Below are 23,118 nucleotides of genomic sequence, written 5' to 3'. Positions count from 1 at the left end.
GGTCCTTGCTTAATGCTCGACGCCGGCGGCGGCAGCTTCATTGACGAAGCGACCCGTAACGAAGCGGTCCATACCGAAAGGTTCGATGAGCGGATGCGGTCGATCATTAGCGACGGTATAGGCGAGCGTCTCACCGCCAACCGGTATGGCCTTGAAGCCACCCGTTCCCCAGCCTGTGCTGATATACAGCGCGGTCACCGGGGTCTTTCCGAGAATCGGGCTCGAGTCGGGCGATATGTCGACGATGCCAGCCCATTGCCGCATAAGCTTGAGGCGGCTGAAGGTCGGAAAGAGGTTGACTGCAGCGCTCACCGTTTCTTCCAGAGCGGGCAACGTGCCCCGTTGCCCGTACGATGGGTACGCGTCAGCGCGGCCGCCCATCAGAATTTCTCCGCGATCAGACTGGCTGACATAAGCATGCACGAGCGGGGAAACGACGATGCCATCGAGGACGGGCTTGATTGGCTCGCTCACCATGGCCTGCAGCGGAACACTCGTGATGGGCAGTGAGATACCGACCATCTTCGAGAGAACAGAAGAGTGCCCGGCAACGGCAATCACGACCTTGTCCGCCTCGATGACACCGGCCCTGGTTTCCACGCCTCTGATGCGATTGCCGCTGCATTTGAAGCCCGTGACTTCACAGTTCTGGATAATGTCGACACCGAGGTTATCCGCGCCGCGGGCATAACCCCATGCAACTGCATCGTGACGCGCCACGCCGCCTCGACGCTGGACGAAGCCGCCGAGAATCGGAAAGCGTGCATGCGCGCTCGTGTCGAGCAGCGGCATAAATTCACTAACCTGCTTGCGGTCGAACATTTCCGCGTCGATACCCTGTAGCTGGATTGAGTTCGACCAACGCTCGAGACCGTCAAGTTGATGGGGAGTATGAGCAAGCGTGAGCACACCGTGCTGGCTCAGCATGATGTTGTAGTTCAGTTCCTTGCTCAGCCCTTCGTACAACTTTAACGAGCGCTCGAAGAAGTTCGTGCTTTCCGGATAGAAATAGTTGGAGCGGATTGCGGTGGTATTGCGCCCGGTGTTGCCCCCGCCCAACCAGCCCTTTTCTATAACGGCCACATTCGTGATGCCGTGATTCTTCGCGAGGTAGTAGGCCGTGGCCAAACCTTGGCCGCCGCCGCCGACGATGACCACGTCATAACGCTTCTTCGGTTCAGGCGAACGCCAGGCCGGTGTCCAGCGGCGATGACCGGTCAGCGCATGCTTGGCGAGCGACCATAGTGAGTAATTTTCCAAGCGACACCTCTTGCGCGTTGGATTAAAAAACGACGGTGCGGTGACCGTTGAAGAAGATGCGACCTTCGCTGAAAAGCCGCACAGCATTGGCCAGGGCAATTGCCTCGGTGTCGTGACCCACCAGAACCATATCGTCAGCCGTGTAGGAGTGATCGATTGCCTTAACCTCCTGCGCAATGATGGGCCCTTCGTCGAGGTCGGCAGTCACGAAGTGCGCGGTTGCGCCGATGACTTTCACGCCACGGTCGTACGCCTGGTGGTAAGGGCGAGCACCTTTGAATCCTGGCAGAAACGAGTGGTGGATGTTGATAGCACGCCCCTCGAGCTGACGGCTCATGTCGTCGGACAGGATTTGCATGTAGCGCGCGAGAACGAGAAGTTCGGCGCCGGTCGTGCTGAAGAGGTCGAGAATCTGCGCCTCCTGCTGAGGCTTCGTTTCGCGCGTAATCGGGAAATGGTGGAACGGAATGCCGTACCACTCCACGAGACTGCGGCAATCGTCGTGGTTAGAGACGACGCCGACGATGTCGATAGTTAGCGCGCCCGCACGCCATTTTGTGAGCAGCAGATTGAGGCAGTGGTCGTACTTTGATACGGCAATCAATACCTTCGGACGGTAGTCAGCACGCCGCAAAGAGAACGTCATGTCCATCTCTTGAGCAAGGCCGCCCATCATTTCTTGCAGGATGCCGACCGACGACTTGAGAACGTGGTCATCGAAAACCATCCGCGCAAAGAAAGTTTCCGTTCGCGGGTCTCCGTAATGGAACGACTCGGTGACAAACGCACCTTGCTCGAACAACAGGTTAGACACCTTCGCGAGAATGCCCAGACGGTCCGGGCACTGGAACGTGAAGAGATAGCTGATCGGCGTGTTTTCGGACGCGAGGGTCATGGAAGCGATTCCTTGAATTTCAAAAAGCGATATCAATGAGTGGGCAGCCGCACGATGCTGCGAAAACGTTCTTCACGTTGCTTCAGTCGCTCGCGGCATCTGTCGGCGGCTCGGCAAATCAGCTCGCTGGAGGTGAGCGGCGCCGGTATCGCGCGTGCACAGATGCCGGTGTCCGGGCGAGTGGCACACGCGGGTTGGGGCCGCCGCCGTTGCAAAACACAATGTCCTTGCTGTTTTTGACCAATCGTTGCATCAACGTGCATGAGCGCCCGCTTCCCAATTCCGGGAGGACCTAACCGAGGCAAGTATATGTACAGAAGTGTCCATTCGCAAACAAAAAATAATTATTACTTGTTTTTGTTGTACGCTGGGCCATCAGTCTCAGGCACTCCTTCGAGTGGCGGCGCCCGCGCGGACGCCGTCCGACAATCACGATTTGTGTTTCCTCATGAACATCGCCACCCCAAAAAAGGTCTCTCGCCGAACACCCGCCCGCCGCACGCAGGAAGAGCGCAGTGAGGTGACCCGTGCGCGCATCGTGCAGTCGGCCATGCGCCTGCTTCACCAAAAAGGGTTTCGGGCGACCAATCTTCAGGACATTGCGCGTGGGGCACGAGTCACGCTCGGCGCTTTGCAACACCACTTCGCAAACCGTCAGATTCTGATGGAGCGGTTGATTGACGAAGTTATGGCCCCGTTATCAGACGACGGAGTCGTTTGGCCATCGGCCAATTTGCCGCTGGAAGAACGCGCTCGCAGTTTTGTTCGCGTCGCATGGGAGACCATTTATGGCGTTCCCAGCTACGTCGCGGCATGGAGTCTCTTCTTCGGATGCAAAGCAACGCCTGAGTTGTTTGCGCGAATTGACGCCAATCGTGCGAGGTCCGATCCAGTTTTCTTCGCCCGGTTCATCACGTATTTCCCAGAAGTCGAAGCACGGCATCCGAATCCTCAGCAGTTCGCTGGTTTTGTTTTTGCAACCTTACGCGGCATGGGGATGCTCGACCTGTTCGATGTTTCAAAGGAAGAAGTCGACGGGCAGCTAGAAGTCCTCGTTCAGGTGATTACGCAGGCCGGAAACGAACGTATCTGAATGTCGAGGGAATTCAGGGCGTAGTCCGCGAACCGCGCACGGCGAACATGCGCGCCGCAATGATGCCGCCAATCGCGCCGCCGAGATGGCTTTGCCACGATACGCCCGGATAGTTGGGCAGCAGGCCATACAGCATACTCAATCCGTAGCTGCTGGCGACAAATAGTGCGACCAGAATTGGGAGAACGCCGCGCGTGTAGAAGCCGCGTGCGACGAGATATCCGGCGTATCCGAACACCACACCACTCGCGCCGATGTGCACCGAATACGGCGCGCCGAACAGCCACGCACACAATCCTGCGCCGAGCATCGCGCCGACGGTCGCCTGCCAGAAATTCGCGATGCGTGGCCACATGGTCAGCCAGCCGAGCACCAGCAGTCCGCCTGTGTTAGCCGTGATGTGCCAGAGTCCGGCGTGCAGCCAGGGAGCGAACAGGATGCCCTGCAGGCCGCCCAGTGTGCGCGGAACCACGCCATGACGGTTCAGATGCAGGAATGGCATCGCGACCGACAGGAAGAACGTCGCCCACATTGAGCCGACATAGAGGGCGAGCAGCGCGGCCCGGTCCTTGAGCTGGCCGACGAAAGAACCCGCGGTCCGTGATGAGCCGGTTGAAACACCGGGTTGCGACATGTTCGATTCTCCAGGGTATGGTGTCGGCGGGTTACCGGTAACTACGTCGACGGGTCGCGTACGAACAAAACAAACCATAGCCGCATTCGAGACGGAACCCGTGGGCAGTCCGGGACCCAGGGCCACAAGACAGCGCCCCAGCGTAGAATCTCCCGGTCTCGCAGGCGCTACGGCATGTCACAGGACCCGATATGGAAATCAAGTGGATTGAAGACTTCATCGCGCTTGCACGATATCAAAGCTTTTCACGGGCAGCAGAATTCCGGAACGTCACGCAGTCTGGCTTTAGCCGGCGAATCCAGTCGCTCGAGCAATGGGTGGGCGCCGACCTCATCGACCGGAGCAGCTTTCCCCCGACGCTGACGCCCGCCGGGCGACTGTTCCAGGAAGCAGCGGAAGACATTCTCGAGAAGCTGTTCGACACGCGAGCCATCATCCGCACCGAGCAACGAATGGCCGGCAAGGGCCTGCAGATCGCGGCCGGCCACACCATCGCGCTGAGCTTTCTGCCCGCTTGGCTGAAGGCGCTCACCGCGCATTTTGGCGAGGTGCGCGCCCGGGTCATTCCGACGAACGTGCACGATTCGATTCTGATGCTCGTCAACGGGAACTGCGAACTGATGTTTGCGTACCACCATCCGGAGTTGCCGCTGCATCTCGACCCCGCGCGATATCAGCATCTGACCGTGGGCGTCGATACGTTCATGCCGGTCTGCCGACCCAACGAACGCTCGGCGCCTGCGTTCCGGTTGCCCGGCACGGCGAACCGTCCACTGCCGCTCATCTCCTATACGGAAACCAGCTATTTTGGCCGCTGCCTCGCGCTACTTCTTGGCCAGGCAGCGGCTGCCCCAGCGCTGCAACTTCATTACGAGTCGGACATGGCGGAAGTGCTGAAGAAACTCGTCATGGAAGGCGAAGGCGTCGCATGGCTGCCCAAAAGCTCCATGGCTGCCGAGCTCGAATCGGGCGAACTGGTCCCCGCTGGGCGCGCCGAATGGCATCTCGAGGTCGAGCTCCGCGTGTACCGCGATGCTTCAAATCGCAGCGAATTTCTGGAGAAACTCTGGGGACATATTCGCGCCGCCTCACCTTCCTGATAGGGTTTTCACGGGTTATGCGAAACTCGCATAACCACATGCAGTACTAGCATCGACATCTTTTTGACGTTCCTTAATATCCGTCCAACCACGAAAACCTGCTGACTCAGCGAGTTTTTGCCACGCATGCGCGCGGTGTGCAGTCGAGCGCCGTACGCCCTCCCAGGACGGGTTCAAATGAAGAATCGGCTCACGCTCTATATTTTTGTCGGCATGGTGCTCGGCGTTGTTGTCGGCTACCTCTGCCACCGGTCGGTCGCGGATGCCGCTGAAGCGAAAACCATCGCCGGATACTTTTCAATCATCACCGATATTTTTCTTCGTCTCGTGAAGATGATTATCGCGCCGCTGGTCTTCGCAACGCTGGTTTCCGGCCTTGCAGGCATGGCGGGGACGAGCGACGTGCGCCGAATCGGGTTCAGGTCGGTGGGATGGTTCCTGTGCGCGTCGCTGCTGTCCCTCGCCCTCGGTCTCGTCCTCGCGAATCTGTTTCAACCGGGAGCGGGGCTGCATATGGTGCAAACCAGCGCGGATGTCTCTACAGGTCTGAATACCGCCGGCTTGAACTTCAAAGACTTCGTGACGCATGCGTTTCCCAACAGCATCTTCGATGCAATGGCCCGAAATGACATTCTTCAGATTCTGGTCTTCTCGGTCCTGTTTGGCATCGTGCTGAGCGTCATCAAGACCGACTCACGCGTGGCGCCGCTGATTGCAGGCGTCGATGCCCTCGTGCCCGCCATGCTGAAGCTGACCGACTACGTGATGCGTCTCGCGCCGATCGGTGTCTTCGGCGCGCTCGCTGCGGCCATCACGGTCCACGGTCTGGATGTATTGACCACCTACGGCAAGCTCATCGGCAGTTTCTATGTCGGCCTGGCGCTTCTCTGGACGTTGCTCATCGCCGTTGGCTATTGCTTCCTGGGCAAGCAGATCTGGGCGCTGTTAAAGGCGATTCGGGAGCCTGCCATGCTCGCGTTTTCGACGGCGAGCAGCGAGGCGGCTTACCCTCGTCTGACTGAAAAACTCGAAGAGTTCGGGGTCGACAAAAAGGTGGTCGGCTTCACCTTGCCGCTCGGATACGCATTCAATCTGGACGGCTCGATGATGTACCAGGCATTCGCTGCGATTTTCATCGCTCAGGCCTTCGGGATCGATATGCCGCTAGGCGCCCAGATCATGATGCTGCTCGTACTCATGGTGAGCAGCAAGGGGATGGCAGGCGTCGCCCGAGGCTCGGTGGTCGTGGTTGCTGCCGTCGCACCGATGTTCCATCTGCCGCCATCCGGCGTCGTGCTCATTCTCGCCATCGACCAGATCCTCGACATGGGGCGAACCGCCACCAACGTGATCGGCAACAGCATCGCGACGGCCGTCATCGCGAAGTGGGAAGCGAAGCGCTCAGCCAAACAGGTCACGCACGCCAGCGACGCTGTTTTCGTTCAACTGCAAGGTGAGACGGAATGACGGAAGTGAAGGATAGAAACGCGCGCAAGTTCGGCGTGGTGGGTGGCCTGGGGCCTCTGGCCAGCGCGGACGTATTCTTCAAGGTCGTCAAATCGACCCCCGCTACCCGCGACGCGGAGCACTTCGACGTGGTATTCGAACAGCACCCTTTCGGGAGTTCGGATGCCGGGACTGAGGCCACGACACAGCGAAAGCTCTATATCTTCGACCTGATTAGCCGCTTCGAGAAGCAAGGGGTCACGACGGTTGTGCTGCCTTGCTTCCTCAGCCACACCTTTATCGATGAACTGAAGGCGAATTCACCGCTTCAGATCGTCGATATGGTCGAGGCTGTTCGCAGCCATGTCCGGCGGAAATTCCCTTCCGTGCGTCGAATCGGCGTCCTCGCGTCCGACTACACGCGACGGAAAGAATTGTTCGAGAAGTACTTCCCGGCGCCGGAGTTCGAGATTGTTTATCCCACCGTGCGAAACAACCTCGACCTCGTCACGGAGGCCGTCTATGGGTCAGAGGGAATCAAGAGCGGAAACCTGAATGGCCGGCCCGTGGACCTGTTGCGCGAGGCGTGCGAAGACCTCATCGCACAGGGCGTCAACCTCATCGTCCCGGGGTTGACCGAGATCGCTCTGGTTGCGCAGGAGATGGGGCCGCTGCAGGTGCCGCTTATCGATTCGAATCTGGCGTACGCACAGTACGTCGTATCGGGCCAGTATTCTTCGCCTGAAACGCTGTTCAAAGTCGGGGTGGTCGGCGGGGTTGGCCCCGCGGCAACCGTGGATTTCATCCACAAGATCGTCAGGAACACGCCGGCTAAACGCGACCAGGACCACATCAAGCTACTGGTCGAACAGAACCCGCAGATTCCGGACCGCACAGAAAGCCTGATTGGCGATGGACCCGACCCGACTATCTCCCTCTACGCGACATGCAAGAAGCTCGAGGCCGGAGACGCGGACATCATCGCTATCCCATGCAACACGGCGCACGCATTCGTTGAGCGTATCCAGCCGTATCTCAGCATACCTATCGTGAACATGCTGACGGTGACCGTCAGCTACCTTCGCGAGACCTTTCCCTCGCTGCGTTCAGTAGGTGTACTGGCAACCTCCGGAACGGTCGAAAGCGGGGTCTACGAAAAGGCGCTCAACGCACAAGGCTTGCAGCAGGTCGTTCCTGGACCCACGTTGCAAGCGCGCGTGATGGATGCCATTTATGGCAAGGAAGGCGTGAAAGCCGGATTCACGACCGGGCAGTGTCAGTCGGACATCGCGGCTGCGATCGACGATCTCATTGCCCAAGGCGTGGAAGTTGTCATCCTGGGTTGCACCGAGTTGCCGCTACTGCTTCCGCAGGCGGATTTCGTCCGTACCACTGGCAGATCGGTGCGCCTGGTGGATCCTACAGATGTACTTGCGCGGCAGTGCGTCACTTACGCCACCGCAGCATCGGAAACGCGCCGCCCATAGGCGATCGATCGAATCATTCTCTGACCCGGCCCGTGGTATACATAGGCGTCGGGTATTGCACTTCGTCCAGGTTTTTTACCTATCAAGGATCGTTATGCTCACGGCCATCGAACGCATCGAACACGACCTTCTCGGCGACCTCGCCGTACCCGCGGCAGCCTACTATGGCGTCCACACGCTGCGCGCGCTCGAGAATTTCCCCATCACGGGCATTCCCATCTCCGTTTATCCGAATCTCATCAACGCGCTGGCGAGCGTTAAAGAGGCGGCTGCGCTAGCGAACTACGATCTCGAGCTGCTCAGCGAGCTCAAAATGTCGGCCATCGTGCAGGCCTGCAAGCAGGTCCGTTCCGGTGTCGCACACGACCACTTTGTCGTCGACGTGATTCAGGGCGGCGCCGGCACCTCAACCAACATGAATGCGAATGAGGTCATTGCCAATCTTGCGCTTGAGCACCTCGGGCACGAGCGTGGCGAGTACCACATCCTTCATCCCAATGAGGACGTCAACCTCGGGCAAAGCACCAACGACGTCTACCCGACTGCATTGAAAATCGCGACGTACGCGGGAATCATGCAACTGGTCGACGCCATGGCCGTGCTCCGGGCATCGTTCGAACGCAAGGCCGCTGAGTTCAAGGACGACCTGAAGATGGGGCGCACTCAACTGCAGGATGCCGTTCCCATGACCTTGGGACAGGAGTTCAGCACGTTTGCCGTCATGCTCGGCGAAGACGAGGAGCGTCTCCGGGAAGCATCGAAGTTGATCTGTGAGATCAACCTGGGCGCAACCGCCATTGGAACGGGCATCAACACGCATCCCGAGTATGCGCAACTCGTATGCCGCCACCTGAGCGACGTCACGGGTATTCCGTTGACAACATCGCCCAACCTGGTCGAAGCGACGCAGGATGTCGGATCATTTGTGCAGTTGTCGGGTGTGCTGAAGCGTGTTGCCGTGAAACTCTCCAAAACGTGCAATGACCTCCGGCTCCTTTCGAGCGGCCCCCGCGCAGGTCTTGGGGAAATCAACCTGCCACCGGTTCAGGCCGGCTCCAGCATCATGCCGGGCAAGGTCAACCCGGTCATACCTGAAGTGGTCAATCAGATTGCGTTTGAAGTGATCGGCAATGACGTGACCGTCAGCTTTGCCGCTGAGGCCGGGCAGCTTCAACTCAACGCATTCGAGCCCATCATCGCGCACAGCCTCTTCAAGAGCGTGGCCCATCTGCGGGCAGGATGTTTGACGCTGGCGTCCAGATGTGTCGACGGCATCACCGCCAATCGGGACCGGCTGCGGTCAATCGTTGAAAATTCGATTGGTATCGTGACCGCGCTTAACCCGTACATTGGGTATACGCATGCGACGGAAGTTGCACAGGAAGCCCTTGCGACCGGTCGAAGCGTAGCGGAGATCGTGATTAGCAAAGGGCTGCTGAGTCAGTCCCAGCTCGACGAGATATTGCAACCCGCCATGCTGACCCAGCCGAGAGAAGTCACGCCGACAGCTTAAAGAATGGACGACCGGAGTGGATGGCTCGCTCCGGTCCAACGGCCCAAGCGTGCAGACACCCACCGACCTTAAACAATGCCTCGCAGCGTGCCGCCGGCGCGATTTGCCAGGATGTATTGCAGCTTATCGAGCGAAAGTGGCTTGGTCAGATGGAAATCGAAGCCGGCCGCCAGTGCCCTCGACTTGTCGGATTCGGATGCATAGCCCGTCAGCGCTACAAGCACCATGTCGTCGAGTCCGCGATTCAGGCGAACCGTTCGTGCCACCTCGAAGCCGTCGAGATCCGGCATCCCCACGTCGACGATTGCAACCTCAGGGTGCTTTTCAGACATCAGCCGTATAGCATCGCGCCCGTTGTCCGACGTTGTTACCTCGTGACCCTCGAGTTCGAGCAAGGTGCTCAGCGCCCGCAGCACATCCTGATTGTCGTCGACCAGCAGCAGACGCGCAGGCTCGGCTGTCACGCCGGACACCTTGCGGGCTGCGCCGTCTGTATCCGCCGCCATCCGGAGTATCGGCAAACGGAGCGTCACAACCGTCCCTTTGCCTGCCCCTTCACTCTTGAGAGCGATGGTTCCGCAGTGCAACTCGACCATCCGCTTCGCCACGGCGAGCCCGATTCCCAGCCCCCCCTCGGAACGCGCGTGACCGTGCGCGGATTGCGCGAACAATTCAAAGACGTGTGGCTGAACTGCGCTATCGATTCCCATGCCGTTATCCGCGACGTCGATCATGACCAGCCCGGCCGATTCTTCGCTCGAGTCGTTTGCCTCGACGCGCACGTCGAGTTCGATCGTGCCTCCGACCGGCGTATATTTCGCGGCGTTCGACAGAAGGTTGCCCAGCACCTGGCTCAAGCGGACGTGGTCGGCGCGCACGTAGATGGGCTCGTCCAGACCGGTGATTTTGAGCGTATGCCTGCGGGACACGATGTGATGCCTGATGGCTGTCACGGCATCGAACACAATTTCGCTAAGCGAGGTATCGCTGTGCTTGATAGCGAGCTTGCCATGTTTGAGACGGGCGGCGTCGAGCAGGTCATCGACCAGCGTGCGCAGATGCCTCATCTGGCGTTGCGCGACAGTCAGCACTTCGACGGCTCTTTCGTCTTCAGCGCACAGCCGTTTGGCTGCACTGATGGCGCCATCGATCGGCGTCATCGGGTTTCGCAACTCGTGACTGAGCATTGCGATGAACTCGTTGTGCCGCCGGTCACTCTCTTCACCGCTGTCGCGCGCGTTGACAATTGTCAGGCCAGAACCGGCGAAAACGGCGAGATTCGAGAGCAGCCTGACGTCTTCGAGATCGAATCTGCGATCCTCCGCATGCGACATCACCCAAATGGCACCTAGCGCTCCGTTGTCGGCCGGAATCGGAACGACAATGCCTTCAGGCACATTCACACCGGGAAACCGCAGGCACGGGAACTGGGCCTGCGGGTCGATGAAAAGTTGCGGAGCGCCCGACTCCAGTGTGACGCCGCATGGACATTCATCCCACGTCGTGGTTTTGCCGCGCAGTTCGGCACACAGTCCGGCGACGGCGAACCACCGAAAAACCCGCTTGTCGTCGGGTCCTTCGACAAGACTGATACCCGCGCTATCGGCATGGCAAAGCGACAGAGCCGTGTCGGCGATGGCCTGCAGGAACTCGGAACGCGGGCCGGCCTGGACTCGGGCGAGTGCCACAAGCGCCCGGTTTTCGGCCGCATAGTCTGCGGCGCGGGCCGGCCTGCGGGCGAGCTCATCCGTTTGACTGGGCGCGCGATTGCTTTCCATGGCTGACAGAGCGATTGAAGAAGTAGAGAAAGTTCGAAGGTGGGGATGCCGGGATGCTGCCAGCTCGATAGGTGGGCGCAAAAACGATGTGCTTCACAGCGGCGCATTTCACATTACGGGAGGGGCAGCACAAAGTCAACGAGGGTTCGTACCCGCTTGCCTGCCGGCAAAGGCGGCCCCGGTCTACGAAGGGCACCACGCTGGAATTGCTCGCGACCCATCGTCCTCAGACGGCCAGCGCGGCTAAATTTTAAAAGACATGTAACGCATAAAGAATGAACTGTTCACCGGGCGTTTCCGGGTTTGAAGACATCGGCCGCGGTCCGGTTAAAAGACAGTCCAACTGTCAACCGTGTGCATCGACCCAGGCGCGAGCCCAGTCCCGTCCGGCATGCTGCGCTTCTTCATCGGTATCGAAATAGCCGAGGATACCCGACGCTTCAACCAGCTTTCCCCCGACAGTAATAGTCCCGCTGGCCGCGTAGCGTTCCGGCTGGAGAATGTCTTCCTGCTGCAGGATGGCGTGCCCCCACACGCTATAGCCGTGGTAGGACTCCGATTCCATCACCGAATGACCTCAGCCGCCAGGCCGCGAGAGTCAACCCGAAGCACGTTTCCCTCAGGCGTGATCTGCCGCGGAATCTGGGACATATCCGGCTCGCTTGCGGGTGGGTCCTTTTGCAGGTTGCTTTGCTTCGCCATGAGTTTCGGCGCCGGCATAGGGGTGTGCCGTGCGTGAACTTTCATCGTACGAGGAACCGCGGGCCGATGGACTGTCAGCTTGCGTGCGGCACCGACCCTATGGGGGGCGGTTGCACGGGCCTCCGGCGGATTCCAGACTTCAGTGTAGCCAGCCGCGTGCACGACCGGCCCGAGCGTCGCCATCAGTACGGCCAATCCAATGCGTTTCACGAATTCTCCTTGCCTGCTTTCCGTTGCAGCCACGCTTTGCAACCCATACCCTGTCCCACACAGCCACCATCGCACCCGGGACAATAATGCCGGTCTCGTATGTCAGCATTAACGCGCCAGACATTTTCGCTGACCGGACTTGCTGTGCCGACCGCGTTGCCGTTTTCGCAGGCATAGAAGGCTGGCTCCCCGGATTTTCCGCGCCTGACTGCCTCGTCAATTGCCTCGTTACCGAAGGCTGCGCGCAATTCCATGATGAAGGCGGCCATCTCGGGCATAGGATGGTCGGGCCCGCGAACACGTGCATCCATGGCTCAACCCTCCAATTAAAAAGTGCCAGTTCAGTGACGCGAAATTGCACGCTTGATACTGTATAAATATACAGGTTTCTCGAGTGCCATGTCCACTTCCGCTCTGTGGCGTCTGTGCAAATTGGGTTACCTTCAGGTGTCTGCAAAAAAGACTGAAAGGCTGGGCTTGCTCGCACGTCTGAGATCGACCAGCCGAATTGTGTCAGGTGTCCAGTCATGTCATGAACAACGATGAATAAACACCGCAATCACCGCATGGGTCAGTACTTGCGCCTGGCGCTGCTGGCAGCGATCACGGCCGGCTCAGTACCTGCCTCGGCGGCAAGCTTCGACTGTAATCGCGCGCGTCAGCCGGACGAAAAGGCGATATGCGCATCCCGGCAACTCAGCGAACTGGACGTCGAGATGTCGGTGCGCTACCAGATGCTGATGGGTCTCGTTGCCATGGGTACGCGCGGGGACATGGGAGAAGAGCAACAGTCCTGGTTGAGCGCGAGGAAGCAATGCGGTGCGAACCAGGCGTGCCTGCTGAGCGCATATCGGCAACGAATCCAGACGCTAAAGGGCGAGTACGCCAACCTGGCTAGCCGTGGGCCATTTTAGGCGCCGTGCTGCGCTATACTCGTCCTATGGAAACGAACCCGACCTCGCTGACCCTGTATCGTTGGTGGCGCGCCTAACCTGGGCGGCCCGTTTTCACACGTACATCTACAACGTGATGCCGCCAGTCCTGGCGGCATTTTCGTTTTTGCGCGCGCATGACTGGTGGTGTCCCCAAACACCAAAGCTCACCATGTCACACGCGAAACAACCCGTTATCCTCACCGGCGACCGCACAACCGGTCCCTTGCACCTCGGCCACTACATCGGCTCGCTGCGCGCCCGCGTGCAGCTTCAACACGAAGCGCAGCAGTTCCTGCTGCTCGCTGATGCGCAGGCCATGACCGACAACGTCGGCCGGCACCAGAAAGTGACCGACAACGTAATCGAAGTCGCGCTGGACTACCTGGCTGTCGGCATCGACCCTGCCAAATCGACCATCGTCATCCAGTCGCAAGTGCCGGAACTCGCGGAGCTGACGCAATACCTGCTCAATCTTGTGACAGTGGCGCGCCTGGAGCGCAACCCGACCATCAAGGCGGAAATCGTGCTTCGCGGGTTCGAGCGCGACATCCCCGCCGGCTTCCTGACGTACCCGGTCAGCCAGGCGGCCGACATCACTGCGTTCAAGGCGACGCGCGTGCCCGTCGGTGACGATCAGTTGCCGATGATCGAGCAAACCAATGAACTGGTGCGCCGCTTCAACAATACGGTCGATAAGGAAGTGCTGGTCGAATGCGAAGCCGTGCTCTCACACGTCGCGCGGCTTCCAGGTATCGATGGCAAGACCAAGATGAGCAAGTCGCTGGGTAACGCCATTACCTTGGGTGCAAGCCCGGACGAAATCACCAAGGCCGTGAACAATATGTACACCGACCCCAACCACCTGCGCGTCAACGATCCGGGCCAGGTTGAAGGCAACGTTGTGTTCGCGTTCCTCGATGCGTTCGAGCCGGACGTACCCATGGTCGACGAACTGAAAGCGCACTACCGCCGCGGCGGTCTTGGCGACAGCGCGGTCAAGCGCGTGCTCAACGAGCGGCTGCAGTCGATGCTCGCCCCGATTCGGGAGCGCCGCCGCGAGTTCGCGACTGACCGCGCGGAAGTACTGAACGTCCTGCGCCACGGAACCCTGCGCGCGCGAGAAGTGGCGGGTGCGACGGTGTCAGAGGTTAAAGGTGCACTCGGCTTGAATTATTTTCAGAACTGAGCGAATAAGGTCCGGGAGGTGGGGGTTCACGCTTAAGCGCGCAGCAACCATTCCACCCCTATTTTCCATGGGTTGTCCTCACGGACCTACGATTTAAGCACGTAGAGCGCACAACGAACGTTCCGGGGACACATGGGCACGGACGGGAAGGCGCATTGGCTTTCGGGAATGTGTCGTTGTACGATTTGAGTAAGTGACCAGAGAGCAAGCGCAATGACGGCGCGTTGCGGAATCCCCTGGCGCGTCAATAGTCGTTGCCTGTGTCAGTCACTTGTGGCCTCCGCTTATCCTGCCGAATTCGAGGGCGTCCCGGAAATGAACTCCCAGATTTTCGTATCGGCAGCGCCAGAAACAGGTACGTCCGCATCGACCGCCGGCGACGACAGCGGGAAAGCGGGTTCGATCGCCCCGTCAATGTCAGCGGCAGACGGATTCGCGTGCCTGGCCACGTCAATTTCCGCGGATGCCGCCCGGCGCGCCCACGCATTGCATCTGAAAGCGGACCCCGAGGTATTGCACAAGCTTCGTGTCGCGCTGCGTCGTTTGCGTTCGCTCTGGTGGGCGTACGAACCACTACTCGACAAGAAAGACTCGGCGCTGCAGCGTAGCGAGTTCAAATCCCTGGCCAACGCCGCAGGCAAAACGCGCGACTGGGATATCCTGCGCGACCTGCTGGCAGCCGACCGGTCGATGCAACACACATTTGCCGCGCTGCTCGAATCTGTCGACGAGCATCGCGCCGACGCGCTGTCATTCAGTCGAAGAACCATCGGGAACGCCGGTGTCGAGCAGATACTCCAGCGCGCGTTAACGGGTGCGCAACAGCAACTGAATTCGCGATCCACGAGTCCAACGCTTGCCTCGTTTGCCGAGGAGCGCGTGAAATCAGCCGAGAAGGCTTTGAGAAAACGCGTGAAGCAAGCGGCGTCGGAGAAACATTCGGGCTACGTTGCGCTTCATGAAGTGCGCATTGCCGGGAAGAAGCTGCGATATCTGCTGGAGTTCTTTTTGCCGGTACTCGGGGGCGATCATCAGGTCGCCATTGAACGGTTGGCGTTGGTGCAGGACGAACTCGGGAAGCTCAACGACCTTGTCACGAGCGAAACCTTGCTGCGGGAGTATGCGTTCCAGCTTGGCGAGTCGAAGGCGCTCAAAGAGGCCGTTGGGTATCTGCAGAACCAGAAGAAGTATCACATGCACCACGCGCACGAGGCATTGCGCACGGCCTGGTAGCCGTTCAACCGCCGCCTCGCTTCAACCCTCGCCGGATATCGTGAAGCCACCTGATGACCACTGTGGTCACCCGGCAAATGCACGCGCTCAGCGCGCCCGGTACAAATCCAATCATTTCAGCAGCTTGTGGCGCTTGCCCGTGAGTTTTCCACAGCCTTGCGAACATTTTATGTGGACAACTTGCGCGCCGTATCGGTTGTGCGCCCGCGCCAAAGCATTCCTGAAAATGTCATAAACTGTATATACTGTTTATATCCTTTACTGATCGGGACATGCACCGCCGCTCATGCCGGCGCGGGTTTACGGAGATTCGCATTCCTCGGGCCTCTGCTTGAGCAACGCAACGTAGCCGCGCCGCCGTTCGTACGAATCAAGGCATTGTGTAACTGAGCATTGCGTCGCAGGCAAATTTGCCTGAGGAGTGAAGATGTCGGATAAGCATCTTTCCAGCGGGTTTGACTTTGATCTCAACCTGCTTTTAACCCGGTTGCTCGAAATGGGCGGCTTGGTGGAGGCGCAGATTGCGTGCGCGATGGAGACATTGAACACGTTCGATTTGACACTTGTTGAGCAGGTTCTCGAGAGCGAACACCGGCTCAACGCGATGGAAATAGAAATCGACGAGGAAGTGAGCAACATCATCGTTCGCCGGCAGCCCACCGCCCGTGACCTGCGACTCCTGATGGCCGCCTCGAAGTGCATCACCAATCTGGAACGTGCTGGCGATGAGGCGCGGAAGATTGCAAAGCGCACGCGCCGCATTGCGATGGGGGCTACCGCCGCGCAGCCCGTCAACATCTCCGAAATCAAAGCCTCCGGCAAAATGGCCGCGGATATTCTTCGCCACGCGCTGGATGCTTTTGCGCGGATGGATACTGTTGCCGCCGCACAGATCGTGCAGGATGACGAAGCCATCGACAACGAGTTCGTGGCGTTCATGCGCAGGCTCATCACATCCATGACGCAAGACCCCCGGACCATTGCAACGGGGTTCGATTACCTGTCCATAGCGAAGGCCATCGAGCGTATCGGCGACCACGCCACCAACATCGCCGAACTGGTCGTCTACATTGTTAAGGGTACCGACGTTCGCCATACGCCACGAGAATTGATTGCGCGTTGCTAACTAACCATGGGCAAACCCGCAGGCCAAAGCAACCGGCCCGCGAGTCTGCATCAACAACGCATCACGACGCTTTTTCCAGTTTCACGATAGTCAGCGTGCCGTCGACGTCCTCAACGCGGACCTTGACCTTATCGCCTTCGTGAATCTGCTTGATCATCGAGGTATCCTTTGCCTTGAAGGCCATGGTCATGGCGGGCATTCCAACGTTGCGCAGCGCGCCGTGCTTCAGTGTGACCATGCCGGAGGCGGGGTCGATCTTTCTCACCTCCGCGTCAGTCAGCGCCGCGTTAGACGACTCCGCTGAAGCCGCCGGTTTCGTGGACATATTCATGCCCGCCATATCATCGCCAGCAAACGCAGGCGCTGCAGCAAGCGCGCCAAAAGCAGCAAGCGCGGCAAACGAAACAATCGTTTTCTTCATCAAATCTCTCCAGTTTGAGGTGTTGGCACGGTTGTGCCGGAAGGTACTGCATGAGGAAGCCGCGCGTCGGGCAAACGCTTCGCGCGGCGGCGTTGCAGCAAAAACCACGCTGCGGGAATAACCAGCATCGAAAGAAGAGGGGCCGTGATCATTCCGCCGACCATCGGTGCGGCGATGCGCTGCATGACCTCCGAGCCGGCGCCGTGTCCGACCATGATGGGGATGAGACCGGCGAGCACGACGGCGACCGTCATCGCTTTGGGACGCACGCGCTGCACAGCCCCTTCCCGGATCGCATCGAGAAGCAGCGCTTCACTCAGCGGCTCGCCTGCGTCGAGTCGGCGATTCAACGCGCCCTTCAGGTAAAGCAGCATCACGACGCCGAACTCCGCCGCCACGCCCGCGAGCGCAATGAATCCCACGGCAGTCGCGACCGACACGGCATGGCCCAGCATCCAGATGAACCAGAAACCACCGACCAGTGCGAACGGCACCGTCGACATCAGCAGCAGCGCATCGGCAACGGAATTGAACGTCAGGAAGAGCAGCACGAAAATGACCACCAGCGTCACAGGAATAACGGTGCGCAACTTCGCCGCCGCTCGCTCCAGATATTCGAACTGGCCGGACCACGCAATCGAATACCCGGCAGGAAGCGTCACCTTCTCAGCGACCGCGCGCTGCATGGCCTGCACGGCCGAATGCAGATCGGTATCGCGAATATCGACGTACACGTAGCCGGCGAGCCGCGCGTTCTCACTGCGAATCATCGGCGGCCCATCGGCAATCGTGATGTGCGCCACGTCGTCCAGGCGGATTTGCGCGCCACGGTCGGTCACGACCGGCAGCTCGCGCAGCTTCTCGAGCGAGTCGCGGATCTCGCGCGGATAGCGGATGTTGATCGGAAAGCGCTCCCGCCCGGCAATGACCTCGCCGACGTTTTCGCCGCCAACCGCCGTGGACACGATCGACTGGATATCGGCAACCGCAAGGCCGTAGCGGGCCGCTGCCAGCCGGTCGATATCGACGTCGACGTATCGGCCACCGTTCAACCGTTCAGCCAGCGCCGACGTCACACCCGGCACGGTCTTGACCGCTGCTTCGACCTGCGCCGCGACCTTGTCGATTTGCCCGAGGTCAGGACCCGAAATCTTGACCCCAACCGGCGTCTTGATCCCCGTCGACAGCATGTCCAACCGATTGCGAATCGGCGGAACCCACACGTTCGAGAGCCCCGGCACCTTGACGGTGCGATCCAGTTCGTCGACCAGTTTCTCCGGCGTCATGCCCGGCCGCCACTCGTTGCGCGGCTTGAACTGGATCGTGGTCTCGAACATCTCGAGCGGCGCGGGGTCGGTCGCCGTATCGGCGCGGCCGGACTTGCCGAACACGGTCTGCACCTCCGGCACGGTCTTGATGAGCCGGTCAGTCTGCTGCAGCAGTTCACTCGCTTTTTCCGCCGAGATGCCAGGCAGCGCCGTAGGCATATACAGCAGATCGCCTTCGTCGAGCGGCGGCATGAATTCGCCGCCGAGCTGCGAAAGCGGAATCACCGACGCAGCGAGCGCTACCGCCGCCAGGCCTATCGCGAACCACGGACGGCGCAGCGTCGCCTCCAGCAACGGCCGGTACAGTCTGATCAGCACACGATTGATGGGGTTCGCGTTCTCGTGCGGAATGCGGCCGCGGATCAGCAAACCCATCAACACCGGCACCAGGGTCACCGACAGTCCCGCCGCCGCCGCGATCGTGTAGGTCTTGGTGAACGCCAGTGGAGCAAACAGCTTGCCTTCCTGGCCTTCGAGCGAAAACACCGGGATAAACGAGAGCGTGATGACGAGCAGCGAGAAGAACAGCGCCGGTCCGACCTCGGCGGCCGACACCGCAATCAGTTCCCAACGTTCAGCCGGGGTGATGGCCCTGCCGGGATGCGCATGCTCGAACGCTTCGAGATGCTTGTGCGCATTCTCGATCATCACAATGGCCGCGTCGATCATCGCGCCGATCGCAATCGCAATGCCGCCGAGCGACATCAGATTCGCGTTCACGCCTTGATACCGCATCACGATGAACGCGGCCAGCACGCCTAACGGCAGCGACAGGATGGCAACGAACGCACTGCGCAGATGGAACAGAAAGACCGCACACACGAGCCCGACGATGATGAATTCCTCGACGAGCTTGTCTTTCAGATTGTCCACCGCGCGTTCGATCAACTGTGAGCGGTCGTACGTCGTCACGATTTCGACACCGGCGGGCAGCGAACGCTTCAGCTCGGCAAGCTTGGCCTTCACCGCGTCGATGGTGGTCAATGCGTTCTTGCCGGAGCGCATCACGATCACGCCGCCCGCGACTTCGCCCTCGCCGTTCAGCTCCGCGATGCCGCGCCGCATCTCAGGTCCGATCTGAATCCGCGCGACGTCGCCGAGGAGCACTGGCGTCCCTGCTTCGTTCGTACGCAGAACGACCTGGCGGAAGTCATCGAGCGAGCGCAGATAGCCGGACGAGCGGACCATGTACTCGGACTCGGCCATCTCGACAACGGATCCGCCCGACTCCTGATTCGCCTTGCCTAATGCGTCGGCAACCATCGTCTGCGTGATGCCGTACGCGCGCAGTTTGTCCGGATCGAGCACAACCTGATATTGGCGCACCATGCCGCCGATACTCGCGACCTCGGAGACATCCGGGACTGACTTCAGCTCGAACTTCAGGAACCAGTCGTTGAGGGCGCGAAGCTGCCCGAGATCGTGCTGTCCGCTCCGGTCGACGAGCGCGTATTCGTAGACCCAGCCGACCCCGGTGGCATCGGGTCCGAGCGAAACCGTCGCGCCGCGCGGCAGCCCGCTCTGCACCTGGTTCAGATATTCGAGTACCCGGGAGCGCGCCCAATACTGATCGGTTTTGTCGTCGAACAGGACATAGACGAACGCATCGCCGAATGACGAATACGCGCGAATGGTTTTCGCGCCCGGCACGCCGAGCAACGTCGTGGTGAGCGGATACGTGACCAGGTCCTCGACGACCTGCGGCGCCTGGCCCGGGTACGAGGCCTTGATGATAACCTGCGTATCGGACAGGTCGGGCAGCGCATCGAGCGGCGTTTGAGTCACCGAGTAGACGCCCCATGCCGTAACGAGCACAGTGGCCAGCAGGACCAGAAAGCGGTTATGGATAGACCACCTGATCACGCGCGCGATCATTTGGCACCTCCTACCGGTTCGACCGTCGTCAACTGGTAGCCGCTGTCGGTCTGGCGGAATCGGAAGTGCACGACATCGCCGGGCTTTGCGTCCGGAAAGGCCGCCGCCGACGGTTTGCCGAATGCCATCGTCATCTTGCCCCAGCCAAGGGCGGGAACCGGCTGGTGGGAAAATGTGATGTCTTCGGCGGTCACCTTTTCGACCTTGCCGGTGGTCTCGTAGGTTTGAGATGCGGCGTTTGCGTCGGTTACGGCAGGAGCGGGGGCGGCAGGGTTTGCGTTTGCGCTCCCCGCGAGGCGAGGAAGAACCGATTTCAGGCTGGCCTCCGAATCGATCAGAAACTGACCGGACGCCACAACCTGATCGCCGTCGGCCAAACCGCTCAGCACTTCGGTTTCGTCGCCGGTATCTTTGCCGACCGTGACAGTCACCGGCTGCAAGCGGCCATCCCCGTTCCTGACGATGACGACGGTGCGCTTGCCGGTTGCGATGACCGCCTCGGACGGGACAAGCAGGCGCGGGGCCGCGTTTTGCGCACCGACCCGCACACGCATCAGCATGCCCGGCGTCAGCTTGTACGCGGCATTGTCGATCTCGAGACGCGCCTGCAAGGTGCGGCTGTCGGTACTGATACCCGGCAGAATTTCGCGAATCCGCCCTTTGAAGCGTTGGGTGGGATCGCCCGCGAATGCCGCATCCACCGTCATGCCAGGCTGCACGCTCAGTGCCAGGGATTCCGGTATCTCGACGATGAGCCACAACGTCGACAGGCCCGCGACCTTGGCAAGTGTCTGCCCGGGCGTCACCATGGCGCCGTCGCGGACGTTCAGTTCGCTGACAACGCCCGTTTCGGGCGAGCTCAGCACGACATGCGTCTGCGCCTTGCCGGTCCGGTCGAGATTCGCGACGACGCCGTCGGGAATCGACATCGCCCGCATGCGTGCACGAGCGGCCTCGAGCATGCTGCTGTCCATACCGCTGCGTTTAAGCGCTAGGTACTCTTCCTGCGGCGCCAGCCAGTCCGGCACAAACAGCGACGCGATCGGCGCGCCTTGCGCGATCCGCTGCATCGGTGCGCTCGCATACAGGTGGTCGATGTAACCCGTGACGCGCGACTGCACGACGTCGGCGCGCGACTCGTCGAACTGCGTGGTGCCCACGGCATCGAAGCCTTCGGCAATCTCCTGCCGTCGCGCCGTTGCGTAGCGGATGCCGAGGTTCTGCTGCAAGCCCGGGTCGATTTTGATGCCGCTCGCGCCTGCGTCGTCGGCGAAGACCGGGTCGAGTTGCATGTCCATGAATGGCGACTTGCCCGGTTTGTCGAAATGCTGATTCGGCACCATCGGGTCGTGCCAGTACAGCACCTTGCGCCCCGTTTTCGGATCGATCCTGTCGCCCGCCACGGACTTCGCGGGCGTCGCGGCGGCAGAGGTTGAACCCGCCTGCATGGCATGACGCGCGCCGGCCAGGTAGCCTGCGCCTGACAAAGCCACGGCAGCGAACGTCACAAGGACCGCGCGCACCAGTTGTTTCTTTTGCATGGTGTTCTCCTTCACTGGCTCACCGACATCGACGGGGGCACCACCTGATATTCGAGCTGTGCCCATGTCTGGGACACCTCGCGCCGAAGATCAAGCACCTGTAGCTGGACGTCGAGCAACGCACGCCGCGCCGCGAACGCGTCCGCGAGCGACCCGGTGCCCGCCCGATAGGCTGCGGCAGCAAGCTGGACACGGCGATCCGCGGCGGGCAGCAGGAAATCGGTGAGATGGGCGATGCGCTCGCGGCCGCCGGCGAGCAGGGTCGACTGCGTGCGGATATCCGCTTCGACTTGCCGCTGCGCGTCTTCGTACATCAGCCGCGCCTTGGTAGCGAGCTCCGCCTTCTCCGCAGCGTCGCGGTCCTGGCGATTCTTGCGATTGATCGGCAACGGAATGCTGACGCCGACTGAAACCATGTTCGAGTACTGGCCGCCGCGCTGCTGATAGGAGACTTCCCACGTCCAGTTAGGACTACGGTCGCTATTGGCGACGGCCGTATCGGCGTCGGCGACTGCGATATCGCGCGATGCGGCCATGAGCACCGGTTGAACGTCGCGAAGCGCGTCCGGTGGCAGGGACGCCACGTACGATTGCGGCGCGGGCGGATCGCCGCTCACATCGAGAACGGACGTGGCGGTCCAGCGAGACAGGCCAATCAGCGCGGTTTGAAACGTCTGTTGTGCCTTGAGCTGCTGATCCTGCGTCTGCGCGAGCATCGCCTGAGCTTGTACGACGTCGGCTGCCGTCGCCTTGGCTCCACGATAGGAGGCTTGTGTCGCCTCCAGTTCGTGCTCCATATGACGCAGCAGATCCTGCTGCAACGCGAGTGCCTGCTTTGCATAGACGGCGTTTAGCCACGCCTGCGCCGTTTGCTGCCGTGTATTCGCGAGCTGCAGCAGATATCCGGCTCGCTCGCGGTCCACCACATCGTTCGCCCGTGCGGAACTCAGGCGGCGTTTGTCAGCGGAGACCCATTCCTGTTCGATGCCGATACGGCGCATCGTCATGAAGTCCTGACCGATCGTGAACCGTTGCCCGCCGTTGACCGGCAAGTTGTCGATACCTGCTTTGAGCATCGGGTCGGGGAGCAGCCCCGCCCGCACCGCGGCATTGGCGCTGGCGCGCACGGATGCCTGTGCGGCCCCCATGGCGGACGAACTGTCGGTCGCGGCCTGAAGCGCCGCATCGAGTGTGTAGCTTGTTTGCTGAGCGTGTGCCGCGCCGCTCGCGAGAATCAGCGCGGCGAAAAGCGAGCGCGCGCGCAGTGGTGCACGCCGGTTTGACGGCGTGCGAAGAATGAATGGCATGTTCTAACCCCAACGGCGAACTCCCAAAGGGAGTCCACGTCCTGGACA

19 protein-coding genes are annotated in these 23,118 nt (G+C 60.4%); 9 read left to right on the top strand and 10 right to left on the bottom strand.

The genetic code is table 11. The features are described 5' to 3' along the window. Nucleotides 1-9: 9 nt before the first annotated feature. Together PQR67_RS04710 and purU are read right to left on the bottom strand one after the other, a co-directional pair. On the bottom strand, nucleotides 10-1,260 hold the full coding sequence (locus PQR67_RS04710; RefSeq protein ID WP_408455864.1) for a sarcosine oxidase subunit beta family protein: 1,251 nt from the start codon (nucleotides 1,258-1,260) through the stop codon (nucleotides 10-12). A gap of 22 nt (nucleotides 1,261-1,282) precedes the next feature. Then, nucleotides 1,283-2,155, bottom strand: a complete 873-nt coding sequence (purU, locus tag PQR67_RS04705) for a formyltetrahydrofolate deformylase (protein WP_408455136.1) — start codon at nucleotides 2,153-2,155, stop codon at nucleotides 1,283-1,285. Between the two features lie 448 nt (nucleotides 2,156-2,603). On the opposite strand from purU, the gene PQR67_RS04700 reads away from it, so the two are divergent. After that, a complete protein-coding gene (locus PQR67_RS04700; RefSeq protein ID WP_408455133.1) occupies nucleotides 2,604-3,248 on the top strand; it encodes a TetR/AcrR family transcriptional regulator in 645 nt (214 codons plus the stop codon). A gap of 13 nt (nucleotides 3,249-3,261) precedes the next feature. Here the strand turns inward: PQR67_RS04700 and PQR67_RS04695 are convergent, their stop codons facing one another. Beyond that, nucleotides 3,262-3,882 (bottom strand): rhomboid family intramembrane serine protease, encoded by a 621-nt coding sequence (locus tag PQR67_RS04695; protein WP_408455130.1) that lies wholly within the window; start codon nucleotides 3,880-3,882, stop codon nucleotides 3,262-3,264. A 191-nt stretch (nucleotides 3,883-4,073) separates the two neighbouring features. On the opposite strand from PQR67_RS04695, the gene PQR67_RS04690 reads away from it, so the two are divergent. The 4 genes from PQR67_RS04690 (at nucleotide 4,074) to aspA (ending at nucleotide 9,428) form a co-directional block, all read left to right on the top strand. Next, nucleotides 4,074-4,982 carry a LysR substrate-binding domain-containing protein gene (locus PQR67_RS04690; RefSeq protein ID WP_408455127.1) on the top strand — a complete coding sequence of 303 codons (909 nt, stop codon included), beginning with the start codon at nucleotides 4,074-4,076 and terminating at the stop codon, nucleotides 4,980-4,982. Between the two features lie 177 nt (nucleotides 4,983-5,159). Beyond that, entirely contained in the window at nucleotides 5,160-6,449 is a 1,290-nt protein-coding gene (locus PQR67_RS04685) for a dicarboxylate/amino acid:cation symporter (protein ID WP_408455124.1), read from the top strand. Continuing rightward, entirely contained in the window at nucleotides 6,446-7,915 is a 1,470-nt protein-coding gene (cuyB, locus tag PQR67_RS04680) for a cysteate racemase (RefSeq protein WP_408455121.1), read from the top strand. Before PQR67_RS04685 ends, cuyB begins: the two co-directional genes overlap by 4 nt. 94 nt (nucleotides 7,916-8,009) lie before the next feature. Then, the gene (gene aspA / locus PQR67_RS04675; RefSeq protein ID WP_408455118.1) at nucleotides 8,010-9,428 is read left to right on the top strand and encodes an aspartate ammonia-lyase; all 1,419 of its coding nucleotides are present in this window, start codon (nucleotides 8,010-8,012) and stop codon (nucleotides 9,426-9,428) included. 68 nt (nucleotides 9,429-9,496) lie between these two features. On the opposite strand, the gene PQR67_RS04670 is transcribed toward aspA, so the two are convergent. The 3 genes from PQR67_RS04670 to PQR67_RS04660 all read right to left on the bottom strand — a co-directional run bounded on the left by PQR67_RS04670 (nucleotide 9,497) and on the right by PQR67_RS04660 (nucleotide 12,429). Then, complete coding sequence (locus PQR67_RS04670; RefSeq protein ID WP_408455115.1) at nucleotides 9,497-11,206, bottom strand: hybrid sensor histidine kinase/response regulator; 1,710 nt, start codon at nucleotides 11,204-11,206, stop codon at nucleotides 9,497-9,499. 346 nt (nucleotides 11,207-11,552) lie between these two features. Continuing rightward, nucleotides 11,553-11,771 carry a hypothetical protein gene (locus PQR67_RS04665; RefSeq protein ID WP_408455113.1) on the bottom strand — a complete coding sequence of 73 codons (219 nt, stop codon included), beginning with the start codon at nucleotides 11,769-11,771 and terminating at the stop codon, nucleotides 11,553-11,555. A gap of 343 nt (nucleotides 11,772-12,114) precedes the next feature. After that, entirely contained in the window at nucleotides 12,115-12,429 is a 315-nt protein-coding gene (locus PQR67_RS04660; RefSeq protein WP_408455110.1) for a hypothetical protein, read from the bottom strand. A gap of 231 nt (nucleotides 12,430-12,660) precedes the next feature. On the opposite strand from PQR67_RS04660, the gene PQR67_RS04655 reads away from it, so the two are divergent. The 4 genes from PQR67_RS04655 (at nucleotide 12,661) to phoU (ending at nucleotide 16,598) form a co-directional block, all read left to right on the top strand. Further along, entirely contained in the window at nucleotides 12,661-13,032 is a 372-nt protein-coding gene (locus tag PQR67_RS04655; protein WP_408455107.1) for a lysozyme inhibitor LprI family protein, read from the top strand. Between the two features lie 190 nt (nucleotides 13,033-13,222). Next, a complete protein-coding gene (gene trpS / locus PQR67_RS04650) occupies nucleotides 13,223-14,239 on the top strand; it encodes a tryptophan--tRNA ligase (protein WP_408455104.1) in 1,017 nt (338 codons plus the stop codon). A gap of 315 nt (nucleotides 14,240-14,554) precedes the next feature. Then, nucleotides 14,555-15,472, top strand: coding sequence for a CHAD domain-containing protein (locus tag PQR67_RS04645; protein ID WP_408455101.1), 918 nt, complete (start codon nucleotides 14,555-14,557; stop codon nucleotides 15,470-15,472). A gap of 427 nt (nucleotides 15,473-15,899) precedes the next feature. Beyond that, the gene (phoU, locus tag PQR67_RS04640) at nucleotides 15,900-16,598 is read left to right on the top strand and encodes a phosphate signaling complex protein PhoU (RefSeq protein WP_408455099.1); all 699 of its coding nucleotides are present in this window, start codon (nucleotides 15,900-15,902) and stop codon (nucleotides 16,596-16,598) included. Nucleotides 16,599-16,659: 61 nt separating this feature from the next. On the opposite strand, the gene PQR67_RS04635 is transcribed toward phoU, so the two are convergent. The 4 genes from PQR67_RS04635 to PQR67_RS04620 are packed head-to-tail and all read right to left on the bottom strand — an operon-like array spanning nucleotide 16,660 to nucleotide 23,070. Beyond that, complete coding sequence (locus PQR67_RS04635; protein ID WP_408455096.1) at nucleotides 16,660-17,019, bottom strand: copper-binding protein; 360 nt, start codon at nucleotides 17,017-17,019, stop codon at nucleotides 16,660-16,662. Continuing rightward, a complete protein-coding gene (locus PQR67_RS04630; protein ID WP_408455093.1) occupies nucleotides 17,019-20,222 on the bottom strand; it encodes an efflux RND transporter permease subunit in 3,204 nt (1,067 codons plus the stop codon). The genes PQR67_RS04635 and PQR67_RS04630 overlap by 1 nt, the downstream gene beginning before the upstream one ends. Beyond that, nucleotides 20,219-21,763 (bottom strand): efflux RND transporter periplasmic adaptor subunit, encoded by a 1,545-nt coding sequence (locus PQR67_RS04625; RefSeq protein ID WP_408455090.1) that lies wholly within the window; start codon nucleotides 21,761-21,763, stop codon nucleotides 20,219-20,221. Before PQR67_RS04625 ends, PQR67_RS04630 begins: the two co-directional genes overlap by 4 nt. A gap of 11 nt (nucleotides 21,764-21,774) precedes the next feature. After that, complete coding sequence (locus PQR67_RS04620; protein WP_408455087.1) at nucleotides 21,775-23,070, bottom strand: TolC family protein; 1,296 nt, start codon at nucleotides 23,068-23,070, stop codon at nucleotides 21,775-21,777. Nucleotides 23,071-23,118: the final 48 nt, after the last annotated feature.

This window comes from Paraburkholderia fungorum (assembly GCF_046026025.1).
Classification (GTDB): Bacteria; Pseudomonadota; Gammaproteobacteria; order Burkholderiales; family Burkholderiaceae; genus Paraburkholderia; species Paraburkholderia fungorum_E.
The sequence above is the reverse complement of the archived record's forward strand: the minus strand, read 5'-3'. Positions and strand labels throughout refer to the sequence as shown.